Source organism: Paractinoplanes toevensis, from assembly GCF_018332695.1.
GTDB lineage: Bacteria > Actinomycetota > Actinomycetes > Mycobacteriales > Micromonosporaceae > Actinoplanes > Actinoplanes toevensis.
Genome location: NZ_BOQN01000071.1, coordinates 17,576 through 43,907, shown reverse-complemented (window position 1 = coordinate 43,907; position 26,332 = coordinate 17,576). Strand labels below are relative to the sequence as shown.

General features: G+C 70.3%; 23 protein-coding genes. 15 read left to right on the top strand and 8 right to left on the bottom strand.

Annotated elements, in window-relative coordinates; translation table 11 throughout:
• Positions 1–70 precede the first annotated feature (70 nt).
• The 11 genes from Ato02nite_RS28130 to Ato02nite_RS28080 all read left to right on the top strand — a co-directional run bounded on the left by Ato02nite_RS28130 (position 71) and on the right by Ato02nite_RS28080 (position 11,637).
• A complete protein-coding gene (locus tag Ato02nite_RS28130) occupies positions 71–832 on the top strand; it encodes a DeoR/GlpR family DNA-binding transcription regulator (protein ID WP_213009650.1) in 762 nt (253 codons plus the stop codon).
• Between the two features lie 50 nt (positions 833–882).
• On the top strand, positions 883–2,232 hold the full coding sequence (locus tag Ato02nite_RS28125) for an ABC transporter substrate-binding protein (RefSeq protein WP_213009649.1): 1,350 nt from the start codon (positions 883–885) through the stop codon (positions 2,230–2,232).
• Positions 2,233–3,162: a carbohydrate ABC transporter permease gene (locus tag Ato02nite_RS28120; RefSeq protein WP_213009648.1), complete on the top strand. Its 930-nt coding sequence runs from the start codon at positions 2,233–2,235 to the stop codon at positions 3,160–3,162.
• Complete coding sequence (locus Ato02nite_RS28115; RefSeq protein ID WP_203804106.1) at positions 3,159–3,974, top strand: carbohydrate ABC transporter permease; 816 nt, start codon at positions 3,159–3,161, stop codon at positions 3,972–3,974. The genes Ato02nite_RS28120 and Ato02nite_RS28115 overlap by 4 nt, the downstream gene beginning before the upstream one ends.
• The gene (locus tag Ato02nite_RS28110; RefSeq protein ID WP_213009647.1) at positions 3,971–4,960 is read left to right on the top strand and encodes a zinc-dependent alcohol dehydrogenase family protein; all 990 of its coding nucleotides are present in this window, start codon (positions 3,971–3,973) and stop codon (positions 4,958–4,960) included. Before Ato02nite_RS28115 ends, Ato02nite_RS28110 begins: the two co-directional genes overlap by 4 nt.
• Before the next feature lie 93 nt (positions 4,961–5,053).
• Complete coding sequence (locus tag Ato02nite_RS28105; RefSeq protein ID WP_246607485.1) at positions 5,054–6,586, top strand: APC family permease; 1,533 nt, start codon at positions 5,054–5,056, stop codon at positions 6,584–6,586.
• Positions 6,587–6,604: 18 nt separating this feature from the next.
• On the top strand, positions 6,605–6,985 hold the full coding sequence (locus Ato02nite_RS28100) for a hypothetical protein (RefSeq protein ID WP_213009646.1): 381 nt from the start codon (positions 6,605–6,607) through the stop codon (positions 6,983–6,985).
• Positions 6,985–7,275 (top strand): hypothetical protein, encoded by a 291-nt coding sequence (locus Ato02nite_RS28095; RefSeq protein ID WP_213009645.1) that lies wholly within the window; start codon positions 6,985–6,987, stop codon positions 7,273–7,275. The genes Ato02nite_RS28100 and Ato02nite_RS28095 overlap by 1 nt, the downstream gene beginning before the upstream one ends.
• A 51-nt stretch (positions 7,276–7,326) precedes the next feature.
• Complete coding sequence (locus Ato02nite_RS28090) at positions 7,327–8,226, top strand: hypothetical protein (RefSeq protein WP_213009644.1); 900 nt, start codon at positions 7,327–7,329, stop codon at positions 8,224–8,226.
• A 160-nt stretch (positions 8,227–8,386) separates the two neighbouring features.
• Positions 8,387–10,915 carry an ATP-binding protein gene (locus Ato02nite_RS28085; RefSeq protein ID WP_213009643.1) on the top strand — a complete coding sequence of 843 codons (2,529 nt, stop codon included), beginning with the start codon at positions 8,387–8,389 and terminating at the stop codon, positions 10,913–10,915.
• Positions 10,912–11,637 carry a class I SAM-dependent methyltransferase gene (locus tag Ato02nite_RS28080; RefSeq protein ID WP_213009642.1) on the top strand — a complete coding sequence of 242 codons (726 nt, stop codon included), beginning with the start codon at positions 10,912–10,914 and terminating at the stop codon, positions 11,635–11,637. Before Ato02nite_RS28085 ends, Ato02nite_RS28080 begins: the two co-directional genes overlap by 4 nt.
• Here the strand turns inward: Ato02nite_RS28080 and Ato02nite_RS28075 are convergent.
• Positions 11,630–11,968 (bottom strand): YciI family protein, encoded by a 339-nt coding sequence (locus Ato02nite_RS28075; protein ID WP_213009641.1) that lies wholly within the window; start codon positions 11,966–11,968, stop codon positions 11,630–11,632. The two genes, Ato02nite_RS28080 and Ato02nite_RS28075, sit on opposite strands and share 8 nt — an antisense overlap.
• A 95-nt stretch (positions 11,969–12,063) precedes the next feature.
• Positions 12,064–12,621 carry a TetR/AcrR family transcriptional regulator gene (locus Ato02nite_RS28070; protein WP_213009640.1) on the bottom strand — a complete coding sequence of 186 codons (558 nt, stop codon included), beginning with the start codon at positions 12,619–12,621 and terminating at the stop codon, positions 12,064–12,066.
• A 57-nt stretch (positions 12,622–12,678) separates the two neighbouring features.
• On the opposite strand from Ato02nite_RS28070, the gene Ato02nite_RS28065 reads away from it, so the two are divergent.
• Positions 12,679–13,659 carry an alpha/beta hydrolase gene (locus Ato02nite_RS28065; RefSeq protein WP_246607484.1) on the top strand — a complete coding sequence of 327 codons (981 nt, stop codon included), beginning with the start codon at positions 12,679–12,681 and terminating at the stop codon, positions 13,657–13,659.
• On the opposite strand, the gene Ato02nite_RS28060 is transcribed toward Ato02nite_RS28065, so the two are convergent.
• Positions 13,590–15,821 (bottom strand): putative bifunctional diguanylate cyclase/phosphodiesterase, encoded by a 2,232-nt coding sequence (locus Ato02nite_RS28060; RefSeq protein WP_213009639.1) that lies wholly within the window; start codon positions 15,819–15,821, stop codon positions 13,590–13,592. The genes Ato02nite_RS28065 and Ato02nite_RS28060 overlap by 70 nt on opposite strands.
• 131 nt (positions 15,822–15,952) lie before the next feature.
• Here Ato02nite_RS28060 and Ato02nite_RS28055 point away from each other — a divergent pair, with 131 nt between their 5' ends.
• Genes Ato02nite_RS28055 through pseI form a run of 3 tightly spaced genes read left to right on the top strand, consistent with a single transcriptional unit; the run spans position 15,953 to position 18,480 of the window.
• A complete protein-coding gene (locus tag Ato02nite_RS28055) occupies positions 15,953–16,999 on the top strand; it encodes a glycosyltransferase family 2 protein (protein ID WP_213009638.1) in 1,047 nt (348 codons plus the stop codon).
• A 4-nt stretch (positions 17,000–17,003) separates the two neighbouring features.
• Positions 17,004–17,459: a GNAT family N-acetyltransferase gene (locus Ato02nite_RS28050; protein ID WP_213009637.1), complete on the top strand. Its 456-nt coding sequence runs from the start codon at positions 17,004–17,006 to the stop codon at positions 17,457–17,459.
• Entirely contained in the window at positions 17,452–18,480 is a 1,029-nt protein-coding gene (pseI, locus tag Ato02nite_RS28045) for a pseudaminic acid synthase (RefSeq protein WP_213009636.1), read from the top strand. The genes Ato02nite_RS28050 and pseI overlap by 8 nt, the downstream gene beginning before the upstream one ends.
• A 30-nt stretch (positions 18,481–18,510) precedes the next feature.
• Here the strand turns inward: pseI and Ato02nite_RS28040 are convergent, their stop codons facing one another.
• The 5 genes from Ato02nite_RS28040 to Ato02nite_RS28020 all read right to left on the bottom strand — a co-directional run bounded on the left by Ato02nite_RS28040 (position 18,511) and on the right by Ato02nite_RS28020 (position 26,290).
• Positions 18,511–20,340: a hypothetical protein gene (locus Ato02nite_RS28040; protein ID WP_213009635.1), complete on the bottom strand. Its 1,830-nt coding sequence runs from the start codon at positions 20,338–20,340 to the stop codon at positions 18,511–18,513.
• Between the two features lie 347 nt (positions 20,341–20,687).
• Positions 20,688–22,832, bottom strand: a complete 2,145-nt coding sequence (locus Ato02nite_RS28035) for an MMPL family transporter (RefSeq protein WP_213009634.1) — start codon at positions 22,830–22,832, stop codon at positions 20,688–20,690.
• Positions 22,833–22,903: 71 nt separating this feature from the next.
• Positions 22,904–23,548 (bottom strand): LuxR C-terminal-related transcriptional regulator, encoded by a 645-nt coding sequence (locus Ato02nite_RS28030; protein ID WP_213009633.1) that lies wholly within the window; start codon positions 23,546–23,548, stop codon positions 22,904–22,906.
• A 12-nt stretch (positions 23,549–23,560) separates the two neighbouring features.
• Positions 23,561–24,865 (bottom strand): sensor histidine kinase, encoded by a 1,305-nt coding sequence (locus Ato02nite_RS28025; RefSeq protein WP_213009632.1) that lies wholly within the window; start codon positions 24,863–24,865, stop codon positions 23,561–23,563.
• 240 nt (positions 24,866–25,105) lie between these two features.
• Positions 25,106–26,290, bottom strand: coding sequence for an acyl-CoA reductase (locus Ato02nite_RS28020; protein WP_213009631.1), 1,185 nt, complete (start codon positions 26,288–26,290; stop codon positions 25,106–25,108).
• Positions 26,291–26,332: the final 42 nt, after the last annotated feature.

Below are 26,332 nucleotides of genomic sequence, written 5' to 3'. Positions count from 1 at the left end.
GTGGTGATGCGGACCACAAGTTTCTCCGGTGTTACAAATAGTCCACGGTTAATCGAGTCGAGGGGTGCGGATGAATGGGGACGAGCGACAGCATCAGATCGTCGCGCTGGCCCGCCGACACGGCGAGGTCAATGTCGCCAAACTCGCCGCCGAACTGAACGTCTCGGCCGAAACAATTCGCCGCGATCTGCGGCTGCTGGAAAAAAACGGCCTGATCCGTCGTACGCATGGCGGTGCGTACCCGGTGGAGACCGCTAAATTCGAAACCGATCTGGCGATCCGCACCACCCGCGGGGTGCCGGAGAAACGCCGGATCGCGGCCACCGCGGCCGGCCTCATCGGCGACGCCGAGACCATCTTCATCGATGAGGGCTTCACGCCGCAGCTGATCGCCGAGGCGCTCCCGACCGACCGGCCGCTCACCGTGGTCACCGCCTCCCTGAACACCGCGGCCTGGCTCGCCGCGAACTCGCCGGCCACGGTTCTCCTGCTCGGGGGCAGGGTCCGCGGTCGCACGCTGGCCACCGTCGACCACTGGGCGGCCGGGATGCTGTCCGGGTTCGTCATCGACCTGGCCTTCGTCGGCGCGAACGGCATCTCCCGGGAGGCGGGGCTCACCACCCCGGACCCGGCCGTCGCGGACATCAAGGCACATGCCGTCCGGGCCTCCCGCCGGCGCATTTTCGCCGGCTTGCACACCAAATTCGGCGTACGCACGTTCTGCCGTTTCGCCGAGATCTCTGATTTCGAGTCACTGATCACCGACACCGCCCTGCCGGTTTCCGAGGCCCACCGCTATTCCCGGCTCGGTCCGCAGGTAATTCGCGTCTGATTTTGCCAGAAAACCCCGAAGCCGTTTTCGAATAAAACGGAGGTTCCACTATGCCCAAAAAACTTGCCATAGCGGCGGCCGGCCTGTTGCTGCTGACCGCCGGCTGCTCCGGCGCCGGCTCGACCGGCGGCGACAGCGGCGACTCCGGTGCCACCACCATCACCGCGCTGATGGTCGGCAACCCGCAGATGGAAGACATCCAGAAGCTGACCGCCGACAACTTCACCAAGCAGACCGGGATCACCGTGAAGTTCACGATCCTCCCGGAGAACGAGCTTCGCGACAAAGTCACCCAGGACGTAGCAAACCAGGGCGGACAGTACGACGTGGCCACCGTCGGCGCGTACGAGGTGCCGATCTGGGCCAAGAACAACTGGCTGCACGAGCTGTCGACGCAGGCCCAGGCCGACTCCGCGTACGACTCCGGCGACCTGCTCAAGCCGATGGTCGAGTCGCTGACCGGCGAGGACGGCAAGATGTACGCCGCACCGTTCTACGGCGAGTCGTCGTTCCTCATGTACAACAAGGAACTCTTCGCGGCCAAGAACCTGACCATGCCCGAGCACCCGACCTGGGCGCAGGTCGCCGACTTCGCGGCCAAGCTCGACGACAAGAGCAAGGGCGTCGCCGGCATCTGCCTCCGCGGCCTGCCCGGCTGGGGTGAGCTGTTCGCGCCGCTCACCACCGTGGTCAACACCTACGGCGGCACCTGGTTCGAGAAGGACTGGACGCCCAAGGTCAACTCCCCGGAGTTCACCGCGGCCACCAACTTCTACGTCGACCTGGTCAAGAAGCACGGCGAGGCGGGCGCACCGCAGGCCGGCTTCACCGAGTGCCTGAACACGTTCGGCCAGGGCAAGGCCGCCATGTGGTACGACGCCACCTCGGCCGCCGGCACCCTGGAGGACAAGAACGCCAGCAAGGTCGCGGGCAAGGTCGGCTACGCGTACGCGCCGGTGAACAAGACCGAGTACTCGGGCTGGCTGTGGACCTGGGCGTGGGCGATGCCGAAGACCACCAAGAAGGCCGACGCCGCCTGGAAGTTCATCTCGTGGGCGACCAGCAAGGACTACGAGAAGCTGGTCGGCGAGAAGCTCGGCTGGTCCCGGGTGCCCTCGGGTAAGCGCACCTCGACCTACTCGATCCCGGAGTACAAGGCCTCGGCCGCCGCGTTCGCCGACATCACGCTCGGCTCGATCGAGCACGCCGACCCGACCAACCCGGGCGTGCAGCCCCGGCCCGCGCTGGGCGTGCAGTTCGTCGGCATCCCCGAGTTCGCCGACCTCGGCACCAAGGTGTCGCAGGAGGTGAGCGCTTCGATAGCCGGCAGCAACACGGTCGACAAGGCGCTCGCCGACGGTCAGAAGCAGGCCGAAGATGTGGCGAAGAAGTACAAGTAGATGACCACGATGGTGGCCCGGCGGGACGAGCGCACCCAGGCGCCCGTCCCGCCCACCAAGGGCGGAGCCAAGGATCGCTGGGTGCGCCGGGCACCGCTGCTGCCTGCGCTGATCTTCGCGCTGGTCGTCACGCAGGTGCCGTTCCTCTACACGCTCTACCTGTCCACGCTGAGCTGGAACGCGCTGCGCCCCGGTGACAAGCCGTTCGTCGGGCTGGACAACTACATCACCGTTTTCAACGACACCCGGCTGCGGTCGGCGCTGTTCAACACGGTCCTGCTGACGGCCGGGGCGGTGCTCTTCTCGATCATCCTCGGGCTGATGCTGGCCCTGCTGCTGGACCGGAAGTTCATCGGCCGCTCGATCGTGCGGACCCTGCTGATCACGCCGTTCCTGATCATGCCGGTGGCGGCCGCGCTGCTCTGGAAACATGCGATCTTCAACCCGGCGTACGGCCTGATCAACGGCATTTTCGGCGGGTCGACCGACTGGATCTCGTCGTACCCGAAGGCGGCCGTGATCGCCACGCTGGTCTGGCAGTGGACGCCGTTCATGATGCTGATCCTGCTGGCCGGCCTGCAGTCGCAGTCGACCGAAGTGCTCGAGGCGGCCCGCGTGGACGGCGCGAACGCCTGGCAGATCTTCCGCCGGATGACCCTCCCGCACCTGCGGCAGTACCTGGAGCTCGGCGCGCTGCTCGGTTCGATCTACCTGGTCAACACGTTCGACGCGATCTTCACGATCACCCAGGGCGGTCCGGGCACGGCGACCACCAACCTGCCGTACGAGATCTACCTGACCACGTTCCGCAAGTTCGAGTACGGCGAGGCATCGGCGGCCGGCGTGGTCGTGGTGATCCTGACGATCATCGTGGCGACGTTCGCGTTGCGGGTCATCTCCAGCCTCTTCCGGATGGAGGACAACCGATGAGGGCGAGGCTGCACAACACGATCTGGGGCACGGTCGCCTGGATCGCCGGAATCATCTTCGTCTTCCCGGTCATCTGGATGGTGCTCACCAGCTTCAAGCAGGAGCAGGCCGCCGCCAGCAACCCGCCGAGCTGGACCTTCACGCCCACGCTCGACCAGTACGCGCAGATCTTCGACCGCAACATCACGCCGTACCTGCTGAACTCGCTGATGGCCAGCATCTTCTCCACCCTGCTGGTCATCCTGCTGGCCACCCCGGCGGCGTACGCCCTTTCGCTGCGCCCGGTGGCGAAGTGGACCGACACGCTGTTCTTCTTCATCAGCACCAAGATGATGCCGGCCGTGGCCGCGCTGCTGCCGGTCTATCTGCTGGCCAAGCACCTCGGCATGCTCGACAACATCTGGACCATGGTCATCCTCTACACGTCGATGAACCTGCCGCTCGCGGTCTGGATGATGCGGTCCTTCCTCCTGGAGGTGCCGCGCGAGGTCCTCGAAGCCGGCGAGGTGGACGGCGCCGGCCTGATCACCTCGATCCGCAAAATCATCATGCCGATCGTCTCGCCCGGTCTCGCCGCCACCGCGCTGATCTGCTTCATCTTCGCCTGGAACGAGTTTTTCCTGGCGGTGAACCTGACCGCCACCGCGGCCGGCACCGCGCCGATCTTCCTGGTCGGTTTCATCTCGTCCGAGGGGCTCTTCCTGGCCCGGCTGTGCGCGGCCGCGACGCTGGTGTCGCTGCCGGTGCTCATCGCCGGATGGCTGGCGCAGAACAAGCTGGTCCGCGGCCTGTCGATGGGAGCCGTCAAGTGAGGGCTGCCGTCGTCGTCACGCCCGGGATCCTGGAGATCTCGGAGATCCCGGACCCGGCGCCCGGCCCGACCGACGTGGTGGTCAAGCCGGCCGCGGTCGGCATCTGCGGCACCGACCTGCACATCATGGACGGCGAGTTCGCCCCGTCGTTCCCGATCGTGCCCGGCCACGAGATGGCCGGCGAGATCGTCGCGGTGGGGTCGGCGGTCACCGGCTACCGGGTGGGCGACCAGGTGGCCGTCGACCCGTCGCTGTACTGCGGGTACTGCTACTACTGCAAGCGCGCCCGCGGTAACCAGTGCGAGAACTGGGCCGCGATCGGGGTGACGGTGGCCGGCGGCGCGGCCGAGTTCGTGGTCGCGCCGATGGCCAACCTGTTCGCCCTGCCGGCGCACCTGGCCGCGCGGGACGCCGCCCTGATCGAGCCGCTCTCGTGTGCGCTGCGCGGCTTCGACGTGCTGCCCCGGCAGATGGCCTCGTCCTACCTGATCTACGGCTCCGGAACGATGGGCCTGATGATGCTCGAGCTCGCGAAACGGGCGGGCGCCGAGTCGGTCTCGGTGGTCGATCTCAACCCGGAACGACTGGCCACGGCGTCCCGGCTCGGCTGCTCCGCAGCCGTCGCGTCCGCCGACGAGTTGGTCGCGCCCCGCGGATTCGACGTGGTCATCGACTGTACGGGCGTGGAGGCGGCGATCCGGGACGGGTTGCCCCGGGTCGGCCGGGGCGGGACGTTCCTCCAGTTCGGAGTGGCGAGTTACGACGCGCGGGTGGCGATCGAACCGTACGAGATCTATCGGCGGGAGATCACCATCACCGGTTCGATGGCCGTGCTGCACAGCTTCGACCGGGCCGGGCAGATGCTCGCCGCGGGGGTGCTGGATCCATCGATCTTCGTCTCTCATAGATTCCCGCTGACCTCGTACTCCACGGCTCTGGAACAGTTCCGCGCGGGCGTCGGTCGGAAAATTCTCATAGAACCCTGAGGTCAGGGCGGGTCTGTGCCAACCTACTGACCGAAAGTGAGTGAAACAACACGGGCTGTTGTCAGTTCGGGGCCGATCAGGCTCAATGGATCCGTGGGAACCCCCGAGGTTTTGCCGACCCTCGCCCCCAGCCGCATCGGCGCGGCCGCCGTCACGTTCTTCGCGCTTGCCGCGACTGCGCCGCTCGCCGTGTTGACCAGCGTCGTGCCCGCCGCCTACGCCCGAGGCGGCGGGCCTCTCATCCCACTGACCTTCGCCGCGATCGCGGTCGTCCTGCTCCTGTTCGCCGGCGCCTACGCGGCCATGGTGCACCGGGCGCCGTACGCCGGTGCGCTGTACACCTACGTCTCCCGAGGCCTGGGCCGCCCGGCCGGCCTGGCCGGCGCCTGGCTCGCGATCGCCTCCTACCTGGCCGTTCAGCTCGGGATCTACGGCGTCGCCGGGGTCGCGGCGGCACCTCTGCTGCACAGCTGGTTCGGCGTCGAGGCCGCCTGGTGGATGGTGGCCGGGGTCTGCTGGCTGCTGGTCACGGTGCTCAGCACGGTCCGGGTCGAGATCGCCAGTGGACTGCTCGCCCTGCTCGTGCTGGCCGAGCTCGCGGTCGCCGCCGGGTTCGCCACCGCCAACCTGCTCGACCCGGCCGGCGGCCGGCTCAGCGCCGACTCGATCCTGCCGTCGAGCGCCGTCGACCGGCCCGCCCTGGGCCTGCTGCTCGCGGTCGGCGTGCTGGCCTTCATCGGGTTCGAGACCGCCGGCACGTACGCCGAGGAGACCATGCGCCCGCGGCGGGAGGCGGGCTACGCCGCGTACGCATCGGTGGTGGTCCTGGCCTTGTTCCTGGGTGGGGTCTCCTGGTCGTTCAGTGCCGGGGCCGGCCCCGGCGAGATCACCGCCCTCGCCCGAGCCCGCGGCAGTGAGCTGGTCTTCGACCTGGCCGCGGCCCGGCTGGCGCCGTGGGCCGTCACCGCCGGCCGGATCGTGCTGCTCGCCGGCCTGATCGCCGCGATGCTCGCGCTGCACAACCCGATGTCCCGATATCTGTACGCGATGGGCAAGGAACACGCCCTGCCCCGGGCGTTCGCCCGCACCGCACCCCGCACCCACGTGCCGCGCACAGCCGCGCTGACCCTCTCGGCGGTGACCGCGATCGCGCTCGCCGCGGCCTACCTGGCCGGGGTGCGCACGCCGTCGATCCTCGCGCACCGGCTCGGCGTGATCGGCGGGCTCGGCATCCTGGTCGTCCTGCTGGCCACCGCGCTCGCCGCCCTGCTGCACCTCAACCGGGTGCCGAACGGCGAGGGCACGTGGGGCCGGTTCGTCGCCCCGATCCTGTCCACGGTGGCTCTCGGCACCCTCGGCTACCTGGCCTTCTGGAACATCCCGTCGCTGCTCGGGGTGCCGGCCGACTCCGCCCTGGTGTGGTCGGTGCCGGCCGCGTTCGTGGCGGTGGCCGGCATCGGCCTGATCCACGGCGCGGCGCTGCGCGGCAGTCGTCCGGTCATCTACGCGGGTGTCGGCCAGGGCGGATCGCCCGTGGTGGTCACCCCGATCCCGCCCACCGTGGCGCGCACCATCCCGCAGCAGCGGGAGCCCGGAGCACATCGACCAGAGCGAGTAAAGCGCTGACCAACCCGGAGGTGGCGGATGACGATCATGCTCTTGGACACGGATCGCATACGCGCGCTCGGGATGGATACGGCAACCGGCCGATATCGCCACAACGAGGCGATAACGGCTGTACGCATCGAAGCGGCGCTCGGGGTCAGGCTGACCCGAGCGCCGCGTTGGTCTCGGGCCGACTGGTTCGACCAGTTCGGCGTCTCCTACGACGCGGTGGGGCCGTTCTCGGCGTTCCGCTTCGAGCGACAGTGGCGGCGTTTCTCGGAACAGATCCTGCTGCACCTGAACAAGGCACAATTCGTGCCGGTGGACGTCTCGCTGTTCACCCCCACTCAGATCGAGGTCATCGAATTGTTCATCGCGGAACACCGGCTGTCCCCGCGCGTCTTCACCCTGGGGCACTGATGGCCGCGCTGATCATGGTCCGCCCCGGCCGGGACTGGCAGTCCTCCGGCGGCCTCTTCGACTGGACCCTGGAATACCTGATCCCCCGCCTCTCCGACGCCGCGACCGCCGAATGGCTGCGCACGGTGATCGAGGAGAACCTCGGCAGCCTGTGGATCCCCGACCTGCCGTCCGACACCCAGACGGAGATCTACGACTTGCTGCGAGCGGGACTGCTGCGAGCCGCCGAAAAGGAGCTGTCGCCGGTCGCGGTGGAAGAGCTTCGGGAGCTGATCGCGCTTACCTACTAGATGTGACCCACATCACGCGTTCCTGGTGTAGTAAAACCAGTCCTCGAACCGGTGTGGAGCATCCTCGAGGCCGGGGACGCGGGGCAGGGTGTCGGGCACCTGCGCCGCCTCGGGGCCGCCAGTGCACACGACGACATCGAGAAGCTCAATGACGAAGTGCTCGCCGAGGCCGCCGACGCCTACGGGCGACTGAACCTGGTTGCGCCGCCGGCGGGTGCGGTCTGGCGCGCGTTGAGCCGGCCCTCGGTGGCCCTGGTCCGATCGGTTGGCGCACAATCTCGGGACGCCACCGCGGCCACCCTGGAACCGACCGTCCGGCCGGCGATGCCGATGAGGCTGCTCGCCGGTCAGAACGACGTCAGCATCGTGCCTGCGCTCCGGGCGGTTCTGCGGCGATGGTGTGATCTTGTTCGGCACACCACCGGCGAACAGCGGGAGGTCGCCCGGCTCACCCTCGCCGCGGCCATGCTCGCTCGTGGAGCCGTGCTCGACGGCGACACCGACACCGTGGCCTGGTTCGTCGAACGCTGGCTTGGCCTCACGCCGACCGGCTATCGCGTCGATGGCACGAGCGCGGCCCTGCTCGAGGGCGGATGGGTTCGGCGGCGGGTGGACGAGGAGTTCTCCGCGGTCCGAGACGCGGTCACCAAACTGCGGACCGAGTCCCTCGACCAGCACCGCCTACATCGGCCCGTGTGGCACACGCAGCTTCGCGGTCGGCCGGTCGCCCTGCTCTACGACCCCATCGGCAGCAGCGCCGAACTGATTGACACCATCGGTGCGACCGACCAGGCGCTGCTGGCGATCGAGACCGCTGACGTCATGCGTCACATCGGCGGAATGGTCCTTGTTATCCATCTGGCCGGCCTTCCGGGCGCGGCGATCGTGGCCGGCGGCGAGGTGGCGGCCGTTGCCGCCCGCCGCCATCCGCGTCGCCGTCGACGGAATTAGGAGAGGCTCGGCAGGTCGCGGGCGCGGCTCGGCGTAGTGGTCATCGGAACCTCCGGTGCTCGGTGTGTCGTCACCGTCATCCGATCTGTCCGGAGTGGAGTCCGGCGAGCTTTTCGGTGGGATCCGGCCGGATCCGGATGCGATCTCTAGACTGTGACGGGTGTCGACCTTTCCCCGGCCGGACGAGACGGTCGATGTCGCCGGATTCGTCCGTGCGCTGCGTGACGCCAAGGTGTGGGGCGGCAATCCGTCGCTGGACGTGTTGCGCCGGCGCACCGGGGTGGCCACCAGCACGCTGTCCGACGCCTTCAACCTGAACCGGCGGCGGCTACCGTCGCTGGAGATCGTCCGGGCGGTCGTCATCGCCTGCGGTGCCCAGCCGGCCGACGTTGCCGCGTGGGAGCGGGCGTGGCGCGCGGTTTCCGCCACTTTCCTGCCGCCTGACCCGTCGCCTTTTCTGCCGCCGGAGCCTGCCGCCGAGCACGGCTGGACGCCGCGGCAGCTGCCGTCGGACGTGGCCGGTTTCGCCGGGCGGCGGGACGCACTCGACGCGTTGCTCGCCACGTCCGGGCAAGCGCCGGCTACCATCATCACCGGGACCGCCGGGGTCGGGAAGACCGCGCTGGCCGTGCACTGGGCGCACCGGATCACCGAGCGGTTCCCGGACGGTCAGCTCTACCTCGACCTCCGCGGACACTCCGGCGACCCGACCATCGCGCCGGTCGAGGCGCTGTCGCTGCTGTTGCAGTCGCTCGGGGTGCCGGGTGAGCGGATCCCGGCCGACCTGGCGCTGCAGACCGGCCTCTACCGGTCGATCCTGGCCGGCCGCCGGGTGCTCGTCGTGCTGGACAACGTCGTGGACACCGCGCACGTGCGCCCGCTGGTGCCCAGCGGGGCCGGCTGCCACGCGCTGATCACCAGCCGGGACGCCCTGACCGGTCTGGTGGTGCGCGAGGGCGCGGCCCGGGTCACGCTGGACACTCTCGCCGCGAGCGAGTCGATGAACCTGCTCGCCACCCACCTGGGCGAGGCCCGGGTCAGCGCGGAACCGGAGGCCGCCGCCGAGCTGGCCGGGCTGTGCGCGCACCTGCCGCTCGCGCTGCGCATCGTCGCCGCCAACCTGGCGGCCCGGCCCCACCACACCGTCGCGGCCGCCGTGCGTGAGCTGCGCGGCACCGACCTGCTCGGTCGGCTGCAGGTGGTCGGCGACCCGGAGAGCGCGGTCGCCGCCGCCTTCGACATCTCCTACCGGGCCCTGCCGGGCGAGGCGCAGCGCCTGTTCCGGCTGCTCGGCCTGGTCCCGGGGCCGGAGGTCAGCCGGGAGGCCGCCGCGGTGCTGCTGGACCGGGATCTGAGCGACCCGGTGCCGGAACTCGACGAACTCATCGCGGCCCACCTGGTCGCGGAACCCGCGCCGGACCGGTTCCGCAGCCACGACCTGCTGTCGCTGTACGCCCGGCGGCGGGCCGCCGGTGAGCCGCCGGAGGCTCTCCACCGGCTCTTCTCGTGGTACCTGCTCAGCGCCGACGCCGCGGTCGAGACGATCTTCCCCGGTCGGTGGATCGAGGACCGCAGCCCGCTGGGGATGACCGGCACACCGCACCGGTGCACCGGCCCCGAGGACGCCGGTGTCTGGATCGAGACCGAGCTTGCCAACCTGACCGCGGCCGTGGCCCACGCCGCCGAACACGGCCCGGCGCCGTTCTCCTGGCACATCGTGCAGAGCCTCGGCTACTTCCTCTACACCCGCGGCGCCGGCGTCGCGCAACTCGCCCTGGCCCGCACCGGGCTGCGCGCGGCCGAGGCCGCCGGCGACACCGTCGGCCGGGCCCAATGCCACATGTGCCTGGGCTTCGCGTGCATCAACCTGCGGCTGCTGGACGCGGCGGTCGACGAGTACGCCGCCGCCCGCGAACTCTTCCACCTGGCCGGGCACGCGCACGGCAGTCAGGTCGCCACCGGCAACCTGGGCGACGTCTCGATCCGGACCGGCGACATCAACCGCGCCCTGCGCCTCTTCGAGGACGTTCAGCCGGACGACATGATCCGCACCGCGGTCGAGGGCATCGCCTGCAGCAACCTGGCCATCATCCGGCGGATCCGCGGCGACCACGCCGAGGCGCTGCGGCTCGACGCCGCCAGCCACCGGTTCGCCGAGCGCACCGGTGATCCGATGCTGGTCGCGACCGCCCAGGTCGGCATGGCCCTGACCCACCTCGAACTGGGTGACCCGGCGGCCGCCGAACCGCTGCTGCTCAGCGCGCACGTCGCGGCCGGCGAGGCGGGCAGCGAACTCGACGTGTACGACGCGCTGTCCGGGCTGGTCCTGGTCTGCGCCCGCACCGGCCGGGCCACCGAGGCCGAATCCTGGGCGACGGCCCTGGAGGAGTTGCTGAGCCGGGGCATGTCCAGCTATACCGGCGACGATCTGGCGTACGCCGCGATCGTCGAGGCCCACCTGGCCGCCGGCCGCCCGGAGAAGGCCCTGGAGGTGGGTCTCGCGGCGCTGGCCGAGCACGAGAAGGCCGGTTACCGCCTGCCCGCGATGCGGCTGCGCATCCTGATCGGGCAGGCCCACGCCGCCCTCGGCCGGCTCGGTGCGGCCCGCGACCTGTGGGCGGAAGCCCTTCCGTACGCGATCGAGCAGGAACTTCCCGACCGCGCCCGACTCGAGACCCTGCTGGCATGAACTACGACGACGAGCTTCGGCGGCACAACGCCGTGCTGCACCGGGCCATCGGCGTCCGGCCGGGCGACCGCGTCCTCGACATCGGCTGCGGTGCCGGCGCGACGACCCGGCAGGTCGCGCAGACCGCCCGGAGTGTTCTCGGCGTCGACATCTCGGCGGCCGCGATCGAGCGCGCCCGCGCGGAGCCGCACCCTGACGTCACCTTCGAGCAGGCCGACGCGCAGCTGTACCCGTTTCCGCCGGCGCACTTCGACCTGGCGATCAGCCGGTTCGGCACGATGTTCTTCGCCGACCCGGTCGCCGCGTTCGTCAACATCCGGCGCGCGCTGCGACCGTCCGGACGGCTGGTGATGATGGTCTGGCAGGCCGCCGACCGCAACGAGTGGGCCGTCGAGATCCGCCGGGCGCTCGGCGCGGCCGGTGCCGGCGCGGGGCCGAACCCGTTCTCGCTGGCCGACCCGCCGACCGTGACCGGGATTCTGCAGGCGGCCGGCTTCACCGGCGTCACCTTCACCGAGGTCGACGAGCCGGTCTACTACGGCCCGGACGTGACCGCCGCCCTCGACTGGGTCCACGGCTGGGTCCCGACCACCGCGGACGACCATCTACGCCGGACATTCACCGCCCATCTGAGAGAGGACGGCGTCTGGCTCGATTCCCGTGCCTGGGTGGTCGAAGCCGCCCCGGACGGCGGTCCCGATCCTCAGCTCGGCGTTACTTGAGCCGGCGAACCTCCTGGGGCCAGCCACACGCTTCCGCGATCTTGCCGGCCCACATCCGGGCCGCCGCCTCGTCGGGCACGTCCACGATGGTCAGTCCGCCGAGGAACTCCTTGGTCTCGACGTAGGGCCCGTCGGTGAACAACACGGTGCCGCTCGTGGCGTCGGCGCTGAAGACCGGGCCGTCCTCCTCCAGACCTCCCGCGGCGACGAGCGCTCCGGCGTCCTTGATCTCGTCGACCACCGCCCGGGCGAGTGGCCCGCGGCCGCGGAACCACTCCTCGGTGTGGTCACCCACCCATTGCTGGTTGAAGTAGATGAGGTACTGGGGCATGGTCGCTCCCTCTGCTCGGCCGGACCCGGTGTCCGCCTTCGCCTAGGCTACGAACGGCGTCCGGCGGATCCGACACTCTCCGGCCGGAAAAATCATCAGGGTCGTTCGAGCACTCGCAGGACCATGTCGACCAGGGCGTCCACGTCGGCGGCGACCATCGGCTCGCCGGTCATGCCCATGCGGTGGATCAGGGTTCCGATGACGACGTCGATGAAGAACAGGACCCGGGTCTCCGGCTCGTCCAGCGCCTCCTGCAAGGCGATCCGATAGGGGTCCTGCAGCTGGGTGGAGAGAATCCGCCGCAGGTCGGGGTCGCTCACCGCGTCGGTGAAGACACCGGCGAAGGCTGCTCCGATGCCCGGTTCGGCGATCTTCGCCGCGGCCCAGCGGATGGCCGCCGCCAGGATCTCCGCGCGGTCGGCGCCGGTCAGCGGCACCGGGCCGAACGCGTCGACGAGGCATGCGGTGATCAGCGCGCCCTTGGACGGCCAGCGGCGGTAGATCGTGGTCTTCGCGACGCCGGCCGCGGCGGCGATGCGGTCGACCGTGGCGTTCGCATACCCGAGGTCGGTGACCGTGGTCAGGGTGGCGGCGAAGACCGTGGCGTCGATGCCGGCTCGCGGGCGGCCGGGTGGTCTGGCGGTGACGGGCATGGCCCCATTATGCTACCTCTAGTATCGATACCTTGAGTAGCGTAATGGGGAGGATCCATGAGTCACAGCATCGGCATCCGGCTGCTGCACGCTCTGCGCAAACAACCGGACTGGCTCGCCATGTCGGCCGCCGAGCTCGACGCCTACCGCGAGGCGGAGAACCGCAAGCGGGCCTCCCGCGCGATGCGGCTGGTCACCGGCTTTCCGCGGCGCGGGGTCACGATCGGCTGGCACCACGAGCTCCCGGTCCGGGTCTATCGTGACGCCGGCCCGAGCCTGGCCAAGCCACTGGTGCTCCACGTGCACGGCGGCGGGTTCGTGGGCACGGCGGCGCAGAGCGACTGGATCAACAGCCACCTGGCCGGCCGGCTGGGCGCGGTGGTGGTGTCGGTCGAGCACCGCCTCCTCGCCCCCGGCACCCCGCTGTCGGCGGCCGTCGACGACGGCTGGCAGACCCTGCGCCACGTGGTCGACCACGCGGCCGAGTGGGGAATCGACCCCGACCGGGTCGCGGTCCTCGGCGAGAGTGCCGGCGCGGTGGTCGCTGCCCTGGCCGCCATCCGGGCCCACGACTCCGGCCTGCGGCTGCGGGCTCAGGTGCTGGTCAATCCCTGTGTCGACGTGACCACCACGGCGTTCGACCATCCCTCGATGGCGGCCTACCCGGACGACCTGGCGCTGCTGGAACTGTTCTGCCGCCTGGCCGTTCCGGACGGTCACGATGCCCGCGCCGTCTCCCCGCTCTACGCCGACGACCTGGGCGGGCTGGCCCCGGCGCTGGTGGTGGTGCCGACCGCCGACCCGCTGGCCGACCACGGGCGCACTTACGCCGAGCGGCTGCGGGCGGCCGGCACGCCTGCGCGGGTCACCGAGCATCCGGGTGCACCGCACGCGTTCCTCAGCATGCCGGGCCTCGTGCCACGGCGGGCTCGGGCCGCCCGCGCCGAGATCGTCGAATTCCTGCGGGATCAGGCGGCCATCGGCGTACCCGCCAGCAGTTCGGAGAATTTCTCCGGCGACACCGGCCGCGCGAAGTAGAAACCCTGGGCCGACCGGTAGCCGAGGTCCTGGAGCCGGCTCGCCTGGTCGGGGGTCTCCACGCCTTCGGCCACGGCCGTCATGCCCAGGCTGTTCGCCAGGGTCAGCACCGTTGCCGCGGCCGGACTGCCGGCCTGGGTGAAGGAGCTGTCCAGCTTCAGTTCGTCGACCGGGCAGTCGGTGAGCATGGTCAGGGACGACGGGCCGGTTCCGAAGTCGTCGAGGGCCACCCGCACGCCCATCGAGCGCAGCGCCGCCACACTCGGCCAGGACTCACCGGGGTCGATCGAGGTGGCCTCGAGGGTGAGCCGGTGCGGGGCGATGCCGAACTCGGCCAGGACCGCGGCGACCGAGTCGGCGAAGTCGGGTTCGCGCAGGTCCCGCGCGGAGACGTTGATGCTGAGCGTCAGCGCGGTGTCGGTCCAGGTGGCCAGCCGGCTGACCGCCGCGCGCAGCACCCACTGGCTGAGCGGGACGATCAGGCCGGTGCGCTCGGCCAGCGGGATGAAGCTGTCCGGCGGCATCGTGCCGTGGGTCGGGTGCTGCCAGCGGACCAGCGCCTCGGCCCCGAGGACGCGGCGGTCCGGGAGCGCGACGATCGGCTGGTAGACCAGGTACAGCTGGCCGCCGTCGATCGCCTCACGCAGTTCCGCCCCCAGGTCGTGGTGGTCGGCGCCGGGCGTGAAGTGCAGGGCCGCGGTGCCGGGAATGCCCTTCGCGCGGTACATGGCGATGTCGGCCTGGCGCAGCAGCAGGCTGGCGTCGTCGCCGGAGTGGCCGTCGGCGATGCCGATGCTGGCCCGAATCGGGAGCTCGTGCCCGTCGGCCTGGACCGGCCGGCGGAGCGCCTCGATCATGCGCTGGGCGGCGAGGTCGGCGGCCTCCGGATCGGCACCGTCGAGGACCACCACGAACTCGTCGCCGCCCAGCCGGGCGACCGTGTCCTCGGCCCGGATGCAGGCGTCCAGGCGCTGGGCCACCGCGATCAGCAGCAGGTCGCCCACCTCGTGGCCGAGGGTGTCGTTGACCTCCTTGAAGTCGTCGAGGTCGATCAGCGCCACCGCGACCGGCCGCTCGCCCGGCATGCTCAGCGCCTTGAGCAGGCGCTCGTGGAACAGCACCCGGTTCGGCAGCTGGGTGAGCCCGTCGTGGGTGGCGCTGTGGTCGAGCCGGCGCAGGAGACGCCCGTTGTCGATGAACGCGGTCATCTGGCGGAGCACCACGAGGGCGGTCAGCGCGACCGCGCTGATCACCACCACCCGGCGGTCCGGCGCGCCGGCCGGCAGGGCGACAGCGAGCAGCAGGGCGTCGACCCCGGCCACGGCGACGTAGGGCAGCACGCTGAAGCTGCGGCGACGCGGTTCGCGTACGCCCCGGCGCGGGCTGTAGTCGGCCTCGCGTTGCCGCTCGGCGGCCCAGGACCCGAAGAAGAACAGCGCCGGCAGGGTGACCATGTCGGGGAACAGGTGCGGGTCGATCGGCTCGAGCACCGGTCGCAGGATCGGGCCGACCGCGCCGATCGCGACCGCTATCCCGATGAACCGCATGGCGCCGCGGTCCAGGAACGACGAGTTCGGGGTCAGCATTACCTTGGCGACGGCGAAGACGGCGAGCAGGGCCAGCACCGTGATGGCCAGCGTGCTGAAGACGACCCGCGGGTCGTCGGCGACGATGGCGTGTCTCGCCGAGAAATGCCAGACGAAGACGGCGCAGGCCAGCATGACGGTGCCGGCGTCGAGAACGACGCGGAACAGGTCGCCCCGGGTCTGTCGGCCGAACGGCAGCCGCAGCAGGGCGTAAATGATCATGATGACGGCGGTGCCGTCGAAGACGAGTTGGCCGTTGCTGATGTGCGCACCGGACAGGTCGGCGGCGGTGACGACGTCAGCGGTCTGCGCGATGGTGCCGAGGCCGACCAGCACGGTCACCACGAACAGATGCCGCCAGAACCGTAACGTCGGTGCCGGCAGGTGATCCGACCGGGAAGTTCGCCAGAAGTTCACCGCCAGCAGACCGGCGCCGGCGATACACGGGAGCCACAGCAGCAGCCAGGGCAGCACGGGGTGGATCGCATTGCCGACCAAAAGGGCGAAAGCCACCGCGGCGATCGCGGCTGAGGCGCGCAGCAAACGGCCTTCCGGCCGCCGGGACCAGGGCAACATCAGCCTCCTCGACTAGATCTGCCCGGCTTGGATCGGCCGGCCGACGGCCGAGATGAGGAATTGCCCTGTGGCGCAGGTTCCGGCCACCCGCGGTTTGCTGGGATTTCACGCGTGTAAACCAGCGTGGGTGGATGCCCGTTTCATTGAGCATTGTCGTACCGGTCTACGCGGTCGAGGGCTACCTGTACCAGTGCCTCGACTCCCTGCACGCCGGGCTGACCGCGGACGAACGCGCCCGCGTCGAGATCATCGCGGTCGACGACGCCTCCCCGGACCGCTGCGGCCGCATGCTCGACGACTATGCGAAAGACCATTCGGGCGTACGGGTTGAGCACCTCTCCGCCAATGTGGGCCTGGGCCTGGCGCGCAACGCGGGTCTCGCCGCCGCCACCGGCGACTACGTCTGGTTCGTGGACAGCGACGACTGGCTGCCGCCCGGTTCCGTGCGGGCGGTCCTGGCGGCACTGGCCGACGAGAAACCGGACGTGCTGCTCATCGACCACCTGCGGGTGCAGGACGGCCGGCCGAAGATGGACGCCAGCTCGCACCTGCTGGCCGGGGCGCCGACGCTGGACCGGATGCTCGGCGTGCAGCACACCGCCTGGAACCGGATCGTCGGCCGGGAGTTCCTGCTGCGCCACGGCCTGCGGTTCGGCTCGGGGTGGTACGAGGACGTCTCGTTCAGCCACCCGGTGCTGCTGGCCGCCGACCGGATCACCGCCCTGAACCGGGTCTGCTACCACTACCGCATCGGCCGCCCGGGCGCGATCACGTCGACCCGCAGCCACCGGCACTTCGAGGCGTTCGAGCAGTACGACCGCCTGCAGGAGTGGATGGACGAGCACGGCGTCGACCCGGCGATCCGCCGCCGGCTGTTCGTCCTGATGATCAACCACCTGCTGGTGGTGGCCGGCAACGACGGCCGGATGCACCCGGGCCACCGGCGGAACTTCTTCCGCCGGCTGGCCGCGCTGCACCGGCGGCACCGCCCGGCCGGTTATCGCCCGCACGGCGTCAAGCACCGGCTGGTGGCGGCCGGAGCGTACGGGCTGTACGCGCTGCTCCGGGCCGGTTACCGCCTGGCCGGGATACGGGCCGGCAACCCCGAACGGACACTCCCGGTTTCCGCGGACGTCGTTTCTCCGCCATACCGGGCACAGGCCGCGTCCATAATTTGAGGTTGTGCTTCGACCCGCGGCGTACGCCGAACGAGATCTGATCCTGCCCTGGCGCAACCATCCGTCGGTTCGTGCGGTCAGCATGACCACGCACGAGATCCGCCCGGAGGAACACGCGGCCTGGTGGGAGAAGAAGTGGGAGAACGTCCTCATTTACGAGGACGAGGGCGTCCCGGCCGGAGTAGTGATCTTCAATCGGGAGACCTGGTCGTTCTATCTCGACAGCCAGGGGCTCGGCCGGCGCATGCTGCCGGCCTGGATGCGCCTGGAGAAGGAAGCCATCGAGTACGCCTTCGGCACGCTCGATCTCGAGCGCCTCGACGGCGAGACCCTCGAGGAGAACAAGCAGGTCCTGGCATTGCACCGGCGCTTCGGCTTCCGGGAAGTCCGTCGATACGAGCGCTCCGTCGACGGCGTCATGAAGACCGTCGTGGTGACGGAGAGAGGCAAAGATGACTAAGTTCGGGCCCGACAAACGGCCATACATCGTTGCGGAGATGTCCGGCAACCACAACGGCTCGCTCGACCGGGCGCTGGCGCTGGTCGACGTGGCGGCGGAGGCCGGCGCGGATGCCATCAAGATCCAGACCTACACGGCCGAGACGATGACCGTGGACGTGAAACACCCCCGGTTCCAGATCTCCCAGGGCCACGAGCTCTGGGGCGGCGAGTACCTCTACCAGCTGTACGAGCGGGCGCACACGCCGTGGGACTGGCACCAGCCGATCTTCGAGCGGGCCCGCGAGCGCGGCATCGAGGCGTTCTCCAGCCCGTTCGACCGCACCGCGGTGGAACTGCTGGAGAAGCTGGACGCACCGATGTACAAGATCGCGTCCTCCGAGATCACCGACCTGCCGCTGATCCGGCTCTGCGCGAGCACCGGCAAGCCGGTGATCATCTCGACCGGCATGGCCTCGGTGCGCGAGATCGCGGCCGCGGTCGAGGCCGCCCAGGGTGCCGGCGCCACCGACGTGACCGTGCTGAGCTGCACGGCGTCCTACCCGGCCCCGCCCGAAGAGACCAACCTGCGCCGCATCCCGGTGCTGGCCCAGATGCTCGAGGTGCCGATCGGCCTCAGCGACCACACGCTCGGCATCGGCGTGCCGGTCGCGGCGGTCGCGTTCGGCGCCTGCCTGATCGAGAAGCACATCACGCTGGACCGCGAGGACGGCGGCGTCGACTCGGCGTTCTCGCTGAACCCGGCCGAGCTGAAACTGCTCCGCGAGGAGTCGGAGCGGGCCTGGCAGGCGCTCGGCACCACGCACATCGGCCCGACCGAGCACGAGAAGGAGGGCCTGCGGTTCCGCCGGTCGCTCTACGTGGTCGCGGACGTCAAGGCCGGCGACCGGGTCACCCCGGAGAACGTGCGCTCGATCCGCCCGACCGGCGGCCTGGAACCCGACGCGATCGGCCTGGCCCTCGGCCGCACCTTCACCACCGACGCACCCAAGGGCACCCCGCTGACCTGGGACCTCATCTAGCGGAGAGGAGGGGGCCACGGCCCCCTCCGACTAGTTGCCGGCCTTGCGCTCGCGGCGCTTGCGCAGGAGCTTCTTGCCGTCGCGGCCGACCACCCGGTACGCCTCCCGCGCCATCACGATGGCCTTGCCGGCCGGGCCGCTGCGGTAGAACTGGATCTCCCGGTCCATCCGGCTGAGTGCGTTGTCCCGGGACTGGATGATCTGCTCGGTCCATTCCATCAGCGCGAGCAGGTGACTGGCCTGGTAGCGCTGCCGCCACAGTGCCTCGGACAGCTCCCGGAAGCCCTCGATGTCGACCGGGGCGGTGCCCGGCGTCACGGCGAGCAGCTGCAGCGTGAGGGCCTGCTGGGCGGCCAGGCTCAGGTCGAGGTCGGCGGCCTCCCGCAGCACGTGCAGGTCGACGGCGGCACGGACCTCGGTGTCGGAGATGCCCCGCCCGACCATGCCGAGCATGGTCGCGGTCAGGTCGACGGCGCTCGAACTGATCGGCCAGGGGTGCGGCTGGGCTGAGGTGATCAGCTGGACCGCGAACTCCCAGAGCGCCCGGACCAGCGCGGTGTCCAGCGGCACCGGCTCGATCGGCTCCCACCGGGTGGGCAGCAGCGTCAGCCCGGACGGGGTGATGAACACGTCGGCCAGACCGGCCAGCGCGACCGGGCCGGACAGCGTGTCGTCGGCGGCCTGTCCCCGCAGCCACGACTCGAAGCGGGCCAGTTCGCCGCGCAACTCGGCCAGGCCGGCCGTCGCGCACAGGTGCAGCAGTCGCTCCTCCAGCACGTAACCGGTGTCGGCGCCGGGGGCGCTCGGCTGCGCGACGCGGCGCAGGCCGTCGCGCTCGGTCGGCTCCTCCAGGGAGGCGAGCACCTCGGTGCGGACCTTGCCGTCGTCGGCGGTGCTCACCGCGTACGCGAAGGTGCCGCGCACGTCGCCCACCAAGAGCTCATCTCCGGGGATGGGCGGGGCGGCGCTCGCGCCGGGCGCCCGCGCGATGACCAGCCACGACGGTGCGATCGTGCCCTCGGCACCGGCCCGCAGGGCCCGGTGGACCAGCCGGCGCGGGTCGCTGAGGACCGCGCGGCCGCGGTAGCCGAGGGCGAACGCCTGCGCGAGGGCGGTCCCCAGGCGCGGGCGCAGCGGCGAGCCGATGTTGCCGAGCAGCGCCGGTCCGACCAGGACGGTCGGCGCCGCCGGCTCGGGAAACGCGGCGTAGGTGACGTCGACGGTCAGGCCGGCGGCGGTCAGACGGTCGGTGAGCTGCTCGCTCGACGCCGGGCGGTGCGGGTCGTGGTCGTCCAGCGGGTACCACGCCGCGGTCTCCGCCTCGCGGGCGCCGGGCTGGAGCCGGACGGTGTGGTGCACGCCGAGGTGGTTGTCGTGCGCGAGCAGCAGCACGCCGTCGGGGCGGACCGCCTCGGCGAGCCGGTCGAGCAGCTCGCCGGCGGACATCTGGTCGCCCTCGGTCGAGTTCAGCCGCTCGACGCCGTCGGCCGCCACGACCAGGTCGAACTTCTCCTCGGGGTCGAGCTTGACGATGGTGCCGGCCAGCACGGTGACCTTCGGGTGCTCGCGGGCGGTGTTCTCGGCGTCGCCGAGCGAGCGGATCAGCCAGGAGACCGTCGCGCCGCCGTCGGTCAGCGCCGTGACGAGGTCGTCAGCGTGCGGACCGGCGACCAGCACGCGGCGGCCGGGGCCGGCGAACTGGGTGGCCAGGTGACGTAGGAGGGCACCGCGCACCGGGTTGTGGTCGGTCCAGGCGAACATCTCGCCGCCGATGCGCCGCAGGTTGGACACCGGTGGGGCCGCCAGGGCGGCGGCATAATCGGTGCCCTGGGTGGGGACCAGAGCAGCGGTGTCCGACATGCATCTGCCTCTCTGTCTTCAAGGGGCGAGAGCCCCACATAACAATTACGCTTCCGCCCCGAATGAAGCCCGTCAGGTCGACGCGGAAACGTACCACCCAAGGGTTAATTTTTGCCGAACTGCAGATTTAATGGCTTTTGTCGATTGCCGGATCTGTCGGTTTGCCCACCCACTTTCAGTGGACGTTCAGCAATATGAATAATCCTCGTAAGCGCCCGTGGACCGACCCTCCCCCAGGGCCGATCCGCGGTCGGATCGGGGTCAGCGCCGCCATGACTGCCCCGATCGCACCAAGCCGATCCGGTGCGAGATATGCCCCCATCTCGCACCGGATCGGTCCGTGCTGGTCAGACCCCCGCCAGCGCACGCTCCCGGTCCGGCGTGGCCGCCGGCGGCGGCTCGTGCGCGATCTGCGGCAGCCAGCCCAGCCACCGCGGCAACCACCAGTTGCGCTCGCCGAGCAGAGCCATCACGGCCGGCAGCAGCACCGCCCGGATGATCGTCGCGTCCAACAGGACCGCGGCGGCCAGGCCGATGCCCAGCTGCTTGGTCGAGGCCAGCGGAAGCGTCGCGAACAGCGAGAACACCGCCACCATCACCACCGCGGCGCTGGTGATGACGCCGGCCGTACGGCCGATGCCCTCACGCACCGCCTCCCGGGTGGACAGGCCCCGGTCGTGCCCCTCGCGGATCCGGCTCAGCACGAAGACGTGGTAGTCCATCGAAAGGCCGAACAGGATGATGAAAAGGAAGAGCGGCATCCAGTTGGTGATCCCCGGCGAGGCCTGGAACTGCAACTGCTTCTCGAAGTGCCCGTACTGGAAGACCCAGACCAGCATGCCGTAGGCGGCAGCCACCGAGAGCAGGTTGAGCACCACGCCGGTGATCGCCACGACCACCGAGCGGAACGACACCAGCAGGAGCAGGAAGGCCAGGCCGAGCACGAAGCCGAACACCCACGGCATGCTCGCGTCGAGCCGCGCGTTGAAATCGGCGTTCCCCGCCCTCTCCCCCGCGACCAGGGCATCCTTACCGAAGGTCGTCGGCACCACCTGCTTGCGCAACACGTCGAGCGCGTCGTCGCCGACCAGCCCGAGCGAGATCACGGTTACCGTCCCGGCCGGGTTGACCCTGGTCTCGACCGGGCCGGTGAGCTTCCCCCCGCTGTTCTCGACCGCCTTGGTGAACGTCGCCAACTGCTGCTTCGGTACCGCGGCCGGCACCACCACCTCGGCCGGTGACGTCTTGCTCGGGAAGGCCTCGTCCACCGCCTTGAACGCCTGCACGATCGACGCGTTCGGCGGGAGGTCCTCGATGCCCTCGGCCTTGGTGCGCAGGTCCAGCGCCGGAGCGGCGATCGCGGCCAGCGCGCCGACCGCCACGATCGTCGAGATCAGCGGCTTGGCCAGGACCAGGCCGAGGAACGCGTTCCAGAACCGGCCGTCGCTGCGGCGACGGTAGAGCCCGGGAATCTTGACGGCGTCGACCTTGTCGCCGAGCGCCGACAGCATGGCCGGCAGCACGGTGAGCGAACCCAGCACGGTCGTCGCGACCACCAGGATGGTGCCGATCGCGAAGCTCACGAAGGTGGTGTCGAAGGTCAGGAACATGCCGGCCATCGCCACGATCACGGTGAGACCGGAGATCCAGATCGACCGGCCCGAGGTCTGCGCGGCAATCAGCAGGGCGCGATGCGGATCGGCGCCGTTACGCCGCTCGTCCCGCTCCCGCCGGATGTAGAAGAGGCAGTAGTCGACCCCGACCGCCAGCCCGACCAGCAGCATCACGTGCATCGTGGTGTCGACCGTGGGCGCGAACCGGCTGGCCGCGGCGAGCAGGCCGACCGCCGCTACCACGGCCGTGATCGCCAGCGCGACCGGCAGCAGCGCCGCCACCACCGCGCCGAAGGCGATCAGCAGAATGCCCAGGGTCACCGGGATGGACAGCATCCCCAGCCGGGACAGACCCTCGTCGAGGTCGTCGCCGATCAGCTTGTCACCGCTCGCGTCGCCGCCCTCGGCGATGTAGAGATCCGGATGCGCGGTCTGCACCTTGGCCACGGTGTCCAGGGCCGGGGAAACCCGGTCCTTGGCGGTGTCGGGGTCGCCGGAGATGCTGAAGGTGATCAGCGACGACTTCTTGTCGGGCGACTCGATCGGTGCCTGCACGCCGGTCACGTTGCTGGTGACCTTCAGCTGCCTGGCGAGGTCGGTGAGCGCGGCGGCCCGGTCGCTGCCGGTCCGATTCTGCACGATCACCATCTCGCCGGCCGGCTGCACCGGGAAACCGGCCGCCGCCACGATCCGGTCGGCTTTGCCCGAGTCGCCGTGCCCCTGGTCGGCGTCGGTCGCCTGATGGGTGCCGATCTGCCCGCTGAGGACGGTCACGCCGATCACGAAAGCGATCCAGCCGAGGATCGCGAGCGCCCGGTGCCGGGCGCTCCACATCGCGGCCCGAGCCGCGATTCCCTTTACGTTCTCCCCCTGCGTCATGGGGAAAACGCTATGGATCGGGGAGACCAGTCTCGATGAAGCAGGCTGCCGTCTTCGTGGTGGTGCTAGCACTACCCCTGCAGGTAGGCCAGCACTGCCAGCACCCGGCGGTGCTGTTCCTCGTCCTGGTGCAGGTCGAGTTTGGTGAAGATGTTGCGGACGTGCTTCTCCACCGCGCCGTCGGTGACGACCATCTTGCGGGCGATCGCGGTGTTGGACATGCCCTCGGCCATCAGGCCCAGCACCTCGCGCTCGCGCGGGGTGAGGCTGGCCAGCGGGTCGTCCCGGCGACGGCGGACCAGCAGCTGGCCGACCACCTCGGGGTCGAGCACGGTGCCGCCGGTAGCCACCCGGCGCAGAGCGTCGAGGAACTCGGCGACCTGGGAAACCCGGTCCTTGAGCAGATAGCCGACCGCGCCCGCGCGGTCGGCCAGCAGGTCATCGGCGTACGAGACCTCGACGTATTGGGAAAGCACGAGAATCGGGCTGCCCGGGATCTTGGAGCGGGCCTCGACGGCGGCACGCAAGCCCTCGTCGGTGTGCGAGGGCGGCATCCGAACGTCCACGATGGACACGTCCGGCCGGTGCTCGAGGATCGCCGACACGAGGGCAGGCCCGTCGCCGACGGCCGACACCACGGTGTGGCCGTTCTCCTCGACGAGCCTGATCAGTCCCTCGCGCAACAGCACCGCGTCATCGGCAATAACCACTCGCATGCCGCCATGCTGTCAGATCGGCAGCGCCGCGGTGAGCCGTGTCCCTCCACCGATCGGGCTGTCCACGCCCAGGACGCCACCCGCGGCCATGACCCGGTCCTCCAGCCCGGCGAGGCCGTGCCCCTTGGCCAGGCTGGCGCCACCCACGCCGTTGTCGGCGACCTCCACCAGCAGGCCGGCGCTGGCCCGCTGCACGCTGACCTGCACCTCGGTGGCGTTGCTGTGCTTCGCCACGTTGGTCAGGGCCTCGGCGACCACGAAGTAGGCGGTCGACTCGACGGCCGGGTCGAGCCGCTCGAACTGCGGCGCGTCCAGATCGACCGGGATGGTGCAGCGGCCGGCCAGGGCGGTCAGGGCGGCCTGCAGACCACGGTCGACCAGGATCGGCGGGGCGATGCCGCGGGACAGGGCGCGCAGCTCGTCGAGGGTCTCCCGGGTCTGGGTCAGCGCCTCGGCGACCGTCGCGCGGGCCGCGTCGGGGTCGGTGGCGAACTGCTGCTCGGCTCGGCCCAGGTCCATGGCCAGCCGGACCAGGCGCTGCTGCGGCCCGTCGTGGATGTCGCGTTCGAGCCGGCGCAGCGCGGTGGCCTCGGCCGAGACGGCGGCGGCTTTCTGCTGCTGGGCGACCTCGCGGGCGGCGTTCGCCGCGGCGACCTGGTTACGCAGGTCGTTGACCCCACAGAGCAGACCCTTCGCGAAGTACGCCTCCAGCAGTGCCGCCGCGCGAACCACCCAATACAGCGTGCCGGCGAAGAAGACGCCCATGGCCAGGTAGAACGCGACCCGGGTGCCATAGCTGCCGTCGAAGCCGAGCAGCTCGGGCAGGTCCTGGTCGTCCGGTCCGTCCGGCAGCGACCATCCCCACAGGCCCCAGGAGAGGCCGCCGATCGCGCCCGACCACCAGGTGATCACGAAGACGAAGGCGATCGTGCTGGGGATGAACCGGAAGATGCCGTGCACCAGGTCGAGCCAGCTCTGCCCATCGGTGAGCGGGGTGAGCAGCTTGCCGATCGGGGTCGCGCCGGGCCGCTTCTTGTAATACGGATGCTGGATCTGCCGCTGGAAGATCGGGCCGATTCGGGCGCGTTCGAGCGTGGCCAGGCCACGCGCCACATACATGGTCGCCATCAGGATGGGCAGGCCGATCCAGATGATGCTGGTACCCACACCGAGCCAGAACAGCGGCATGCACAGCGAGATCGCGATGATGCCGAGCGGGAAGCCGAGCAGAACGTACTGGGTATCGAGGCCGATCTGGCGCAGGACCCCGGCGCGACGGACGGGCGCGGCAGCGGCTTCGGCGTAGGTCGTTGTCATGTCTTCGACGCTAGGCATCGGTGGCCTCCCATCCGATCCCGCTGCCTGCCGGATCCTCGGTAGGGCTAACCCTACGTTCGGGGGCCTGTTTTGCGGGGGCCCTCCTTCGGAGCGCTGCCCCGGACCCCGGCCGGGCGCTCGGAGATCCGCCTGCCGGAGGGCTTCCGGTCCGTTTGTGGCTGGGCTTTAGAGCGGGGCTTGGGGATCTCCTCGCGGGTGAGGCAGCGGGGGACCCCTGGGTCAGGCGATCGTGGTCAGGCGGGTGAACTCGTGGGGCAGGTCGTAGCCGTCCCAGATCGAGCCGAAGGTCAGGGCCTGGCCGAACGGGACGATTCGGTCGACTCCGCGCCCTCCCAGGGCCAGGGCGAACTCCCGCAGTTGGCTGGGGGTGAAGCCGAAGTGGCTGAACGTCTGGTCCTGCCGGTTCATCGCCGGCACCAGGTCGAGCAGCGAGCCGACCTCGGCGAACGGGAACGCGCCGGCGCCGATCCAGCGCCGCGGTGCGTCCGGCACCGCGGTCAGGGACATCTCGGTGACCGCGTTGGCCGGGAACGACATCGCCGAGATCGCGCCGGTGGCGGCCATCCCGTACGCGTTGACCCGCTTCTCCACCGCCATCGCCGCGTCGACCGCCCAGCCGCGCTGGTCGACCACCTCCAGCAGCAGCTCGACGAACTCGGCCCGCACGTCGCCGGTGTCGGTGCCGACCAGGAAGATCGTGCGCGGGGACGAGCAGGCGGCCTGGTCGAACCAGTAGGCGTCGTTGGAGAAGCCGACCACGGCGTCACGGCGGGCCGCGGGCGAGGCTGCCCGCCAGCCGTCGGCCGAGAGCGCGGCCCACGACGTACGGTCCGGGAAGGTGAGGTCGCGGGCCGACGGCCGCAGCGGGTGCTTGCGGATCGCCTCGACCGCGGTGTCGCCGCCCCAGATCACCCGTAGGTCGCACCACCGGCTCAGCGCCGCGGTGATCGCGTCGTCCCGGCCGTAGGTGATCATGCGCTGGGTGCGGCCGATCACCGGGTCGGCGTCGGTCAGCACCTCGTTGAGCGCTTCGAGGATGGTGTCGGCCGCGGTGGCCGAGCGTTCCGAGATGCGTACGACGTTGTGGTTGCCGGCCAGCGCGGACAGCGCCCATGAGTACACGAAGATGGTGTCGACGTTGGCCGGCGGCACGTGGAAGACGTTGCCGCGCGGGAAGGTGATCGCGTCGTCCCGCTGCATCCGGGCGATCGCCCGGTGCAGTTCGGCGGGGCGCAGGAAGTAGCCGAGCGAGCCCAGCTCGGGGTGCCGGCGGGCGACCGCGGGCGCGAGCAGCTTGCGGGCGACCTTGGCCAGGAAGTCGACGACCCGCTGGTCACCGACGGTGAGGCGGTCGTCGACCGGGGCGGTGAGGTCACCCTGAGCACCGAACCTGAACTTGATCACGCCGTCCTCCCTTCGGGAAAAACCGAAAGACCAAAACCGCGA

Excerpts from the sequence above, each read along its gene's own strand:
- Ato02nite_RS28130 (WP_213009650.1), top strand. The coding sequence starts at position 71 with ATGAATGGGGACGAGCGACAGCATCAGATCGTCGCGCTGGCCCGCCGA.
- Ato02nite_RS28125 (WP_213009649.1), top strand. The coding sequence starts at position 883 with ATGCCCAAAAAACTTGCCATAGCGGCGGCCGGCCTGTTGCTGCTGACC.
- Ato02nite_RS28120 (WP_213009648.1), top strand. The coding sequence starts at position 2,233 with ATGACCACGATGGTGGCCCGGCGGGACGAGCGCACCCAGGCGCCCGTC.
- Ato02nite_RS28115 (WP_203804106.1), top strand. The coding sequence starts at position 3,159 with ATGAGGGCGAGGCTGCACAACACGATCTGGGGCACGGTCGCCTGGATC.
- Ato02nite_RS28100 (WP_213009646.1), top strand. The coding sequence starts at position 6,605 with ATGACGATCATGCTCTTGGACACGGATCGCATACGCGCGCTCGGGATG.
- Ato02nite_RS28095 (WP_213009645.1), top strand. The coding sequence starts at position 6,985 with ATGGCCGCGCTGATCATGGTCCGCCCCGGCCGGGACTGGCAGTCCTCC.
- Ato02nite_RS28080 (WP_213009642.1), top strand. The coding sequence starts at position 10,912 with ATGAACTACGACGACGAGCTTCGGCGGCACAACGCCGTGCTGCACCGG.
- Ato02nite_RS28075 (WP_213009641.1), bottom strand. The coding sequence starts at position 11,968 with ATGCCCCAGTACCTCATCTACTTCAACCAGCAATGGGTGGGTGACCAC.
- Ato02nite_RS28070 (WP_213009640.1), bottom strand. The coding sequence starts at position 12,621 with ATGCCCGTCACCGCCAGACCACCCGGCCGCCCGCGAGCCGGCATCGAC.
- Ato02nite_RS28065 (WP_246607484.1), top strand. The coding sequence starts at position 12,679 with ATGAGTCACAGCATCGGCATCCGGCTGCTGCACGCTCTGCGCAAACAA.
- Ato02nite_RS28060 (WP_213009639.1), bottom strand. The coding sequence starts at position 15,821 with ATGTTGCCCTGGTCCCGGCGGCCGGAAGGCCGTTTGCTGCGCGCCTCA.
- Ato02nite_RS28055 (WP_213009638.1), top strand. The coding sequence starts at position 15,953 with ATGCCCGTTTCATTGAGCATTGTCGTACCGGTCTACGCGGTCGAGGGC.
- pseI (WP_213009636.1), top strand. The coding sequence starts at position 17,452 with ATGACTAAGTTCGGGCCCGACAAACGGCCATACATCGTTGCGGAGATG.
- Ato02nite_RS28040 (WP_213009635.1), bottom strand. The coding sequence starts at position 20,340 with ATGTCGGACACCGCTGCTCTGGTCCCCACCCAGGGCACCGATTATGCC.
- Ato02nite_RS28035 (WP_213009634.1), bottom strand. The coding sequence starts at position 22,832 with ATGACGCAGGGGGAGAACGTAAAGGGAATCGCGGCTCGGGCCGCGATG.
- Ato02nite_RS28030 (WP_213009633.1), bottom strand. The coding sequence starts at position 23,548 with ATGCGAGTGGTTATTGCCGATGACGCGGTGCTGTTGCGCGAGGGACTG.
- Ato02nite_RS28025 (WP_213009632.1), bottom strand. The coding sequence starts at position 24,865 with ATGACAACGACCTACGCCGAAGCCGCTGCCGCGCCCGTCCGTCGCGCC.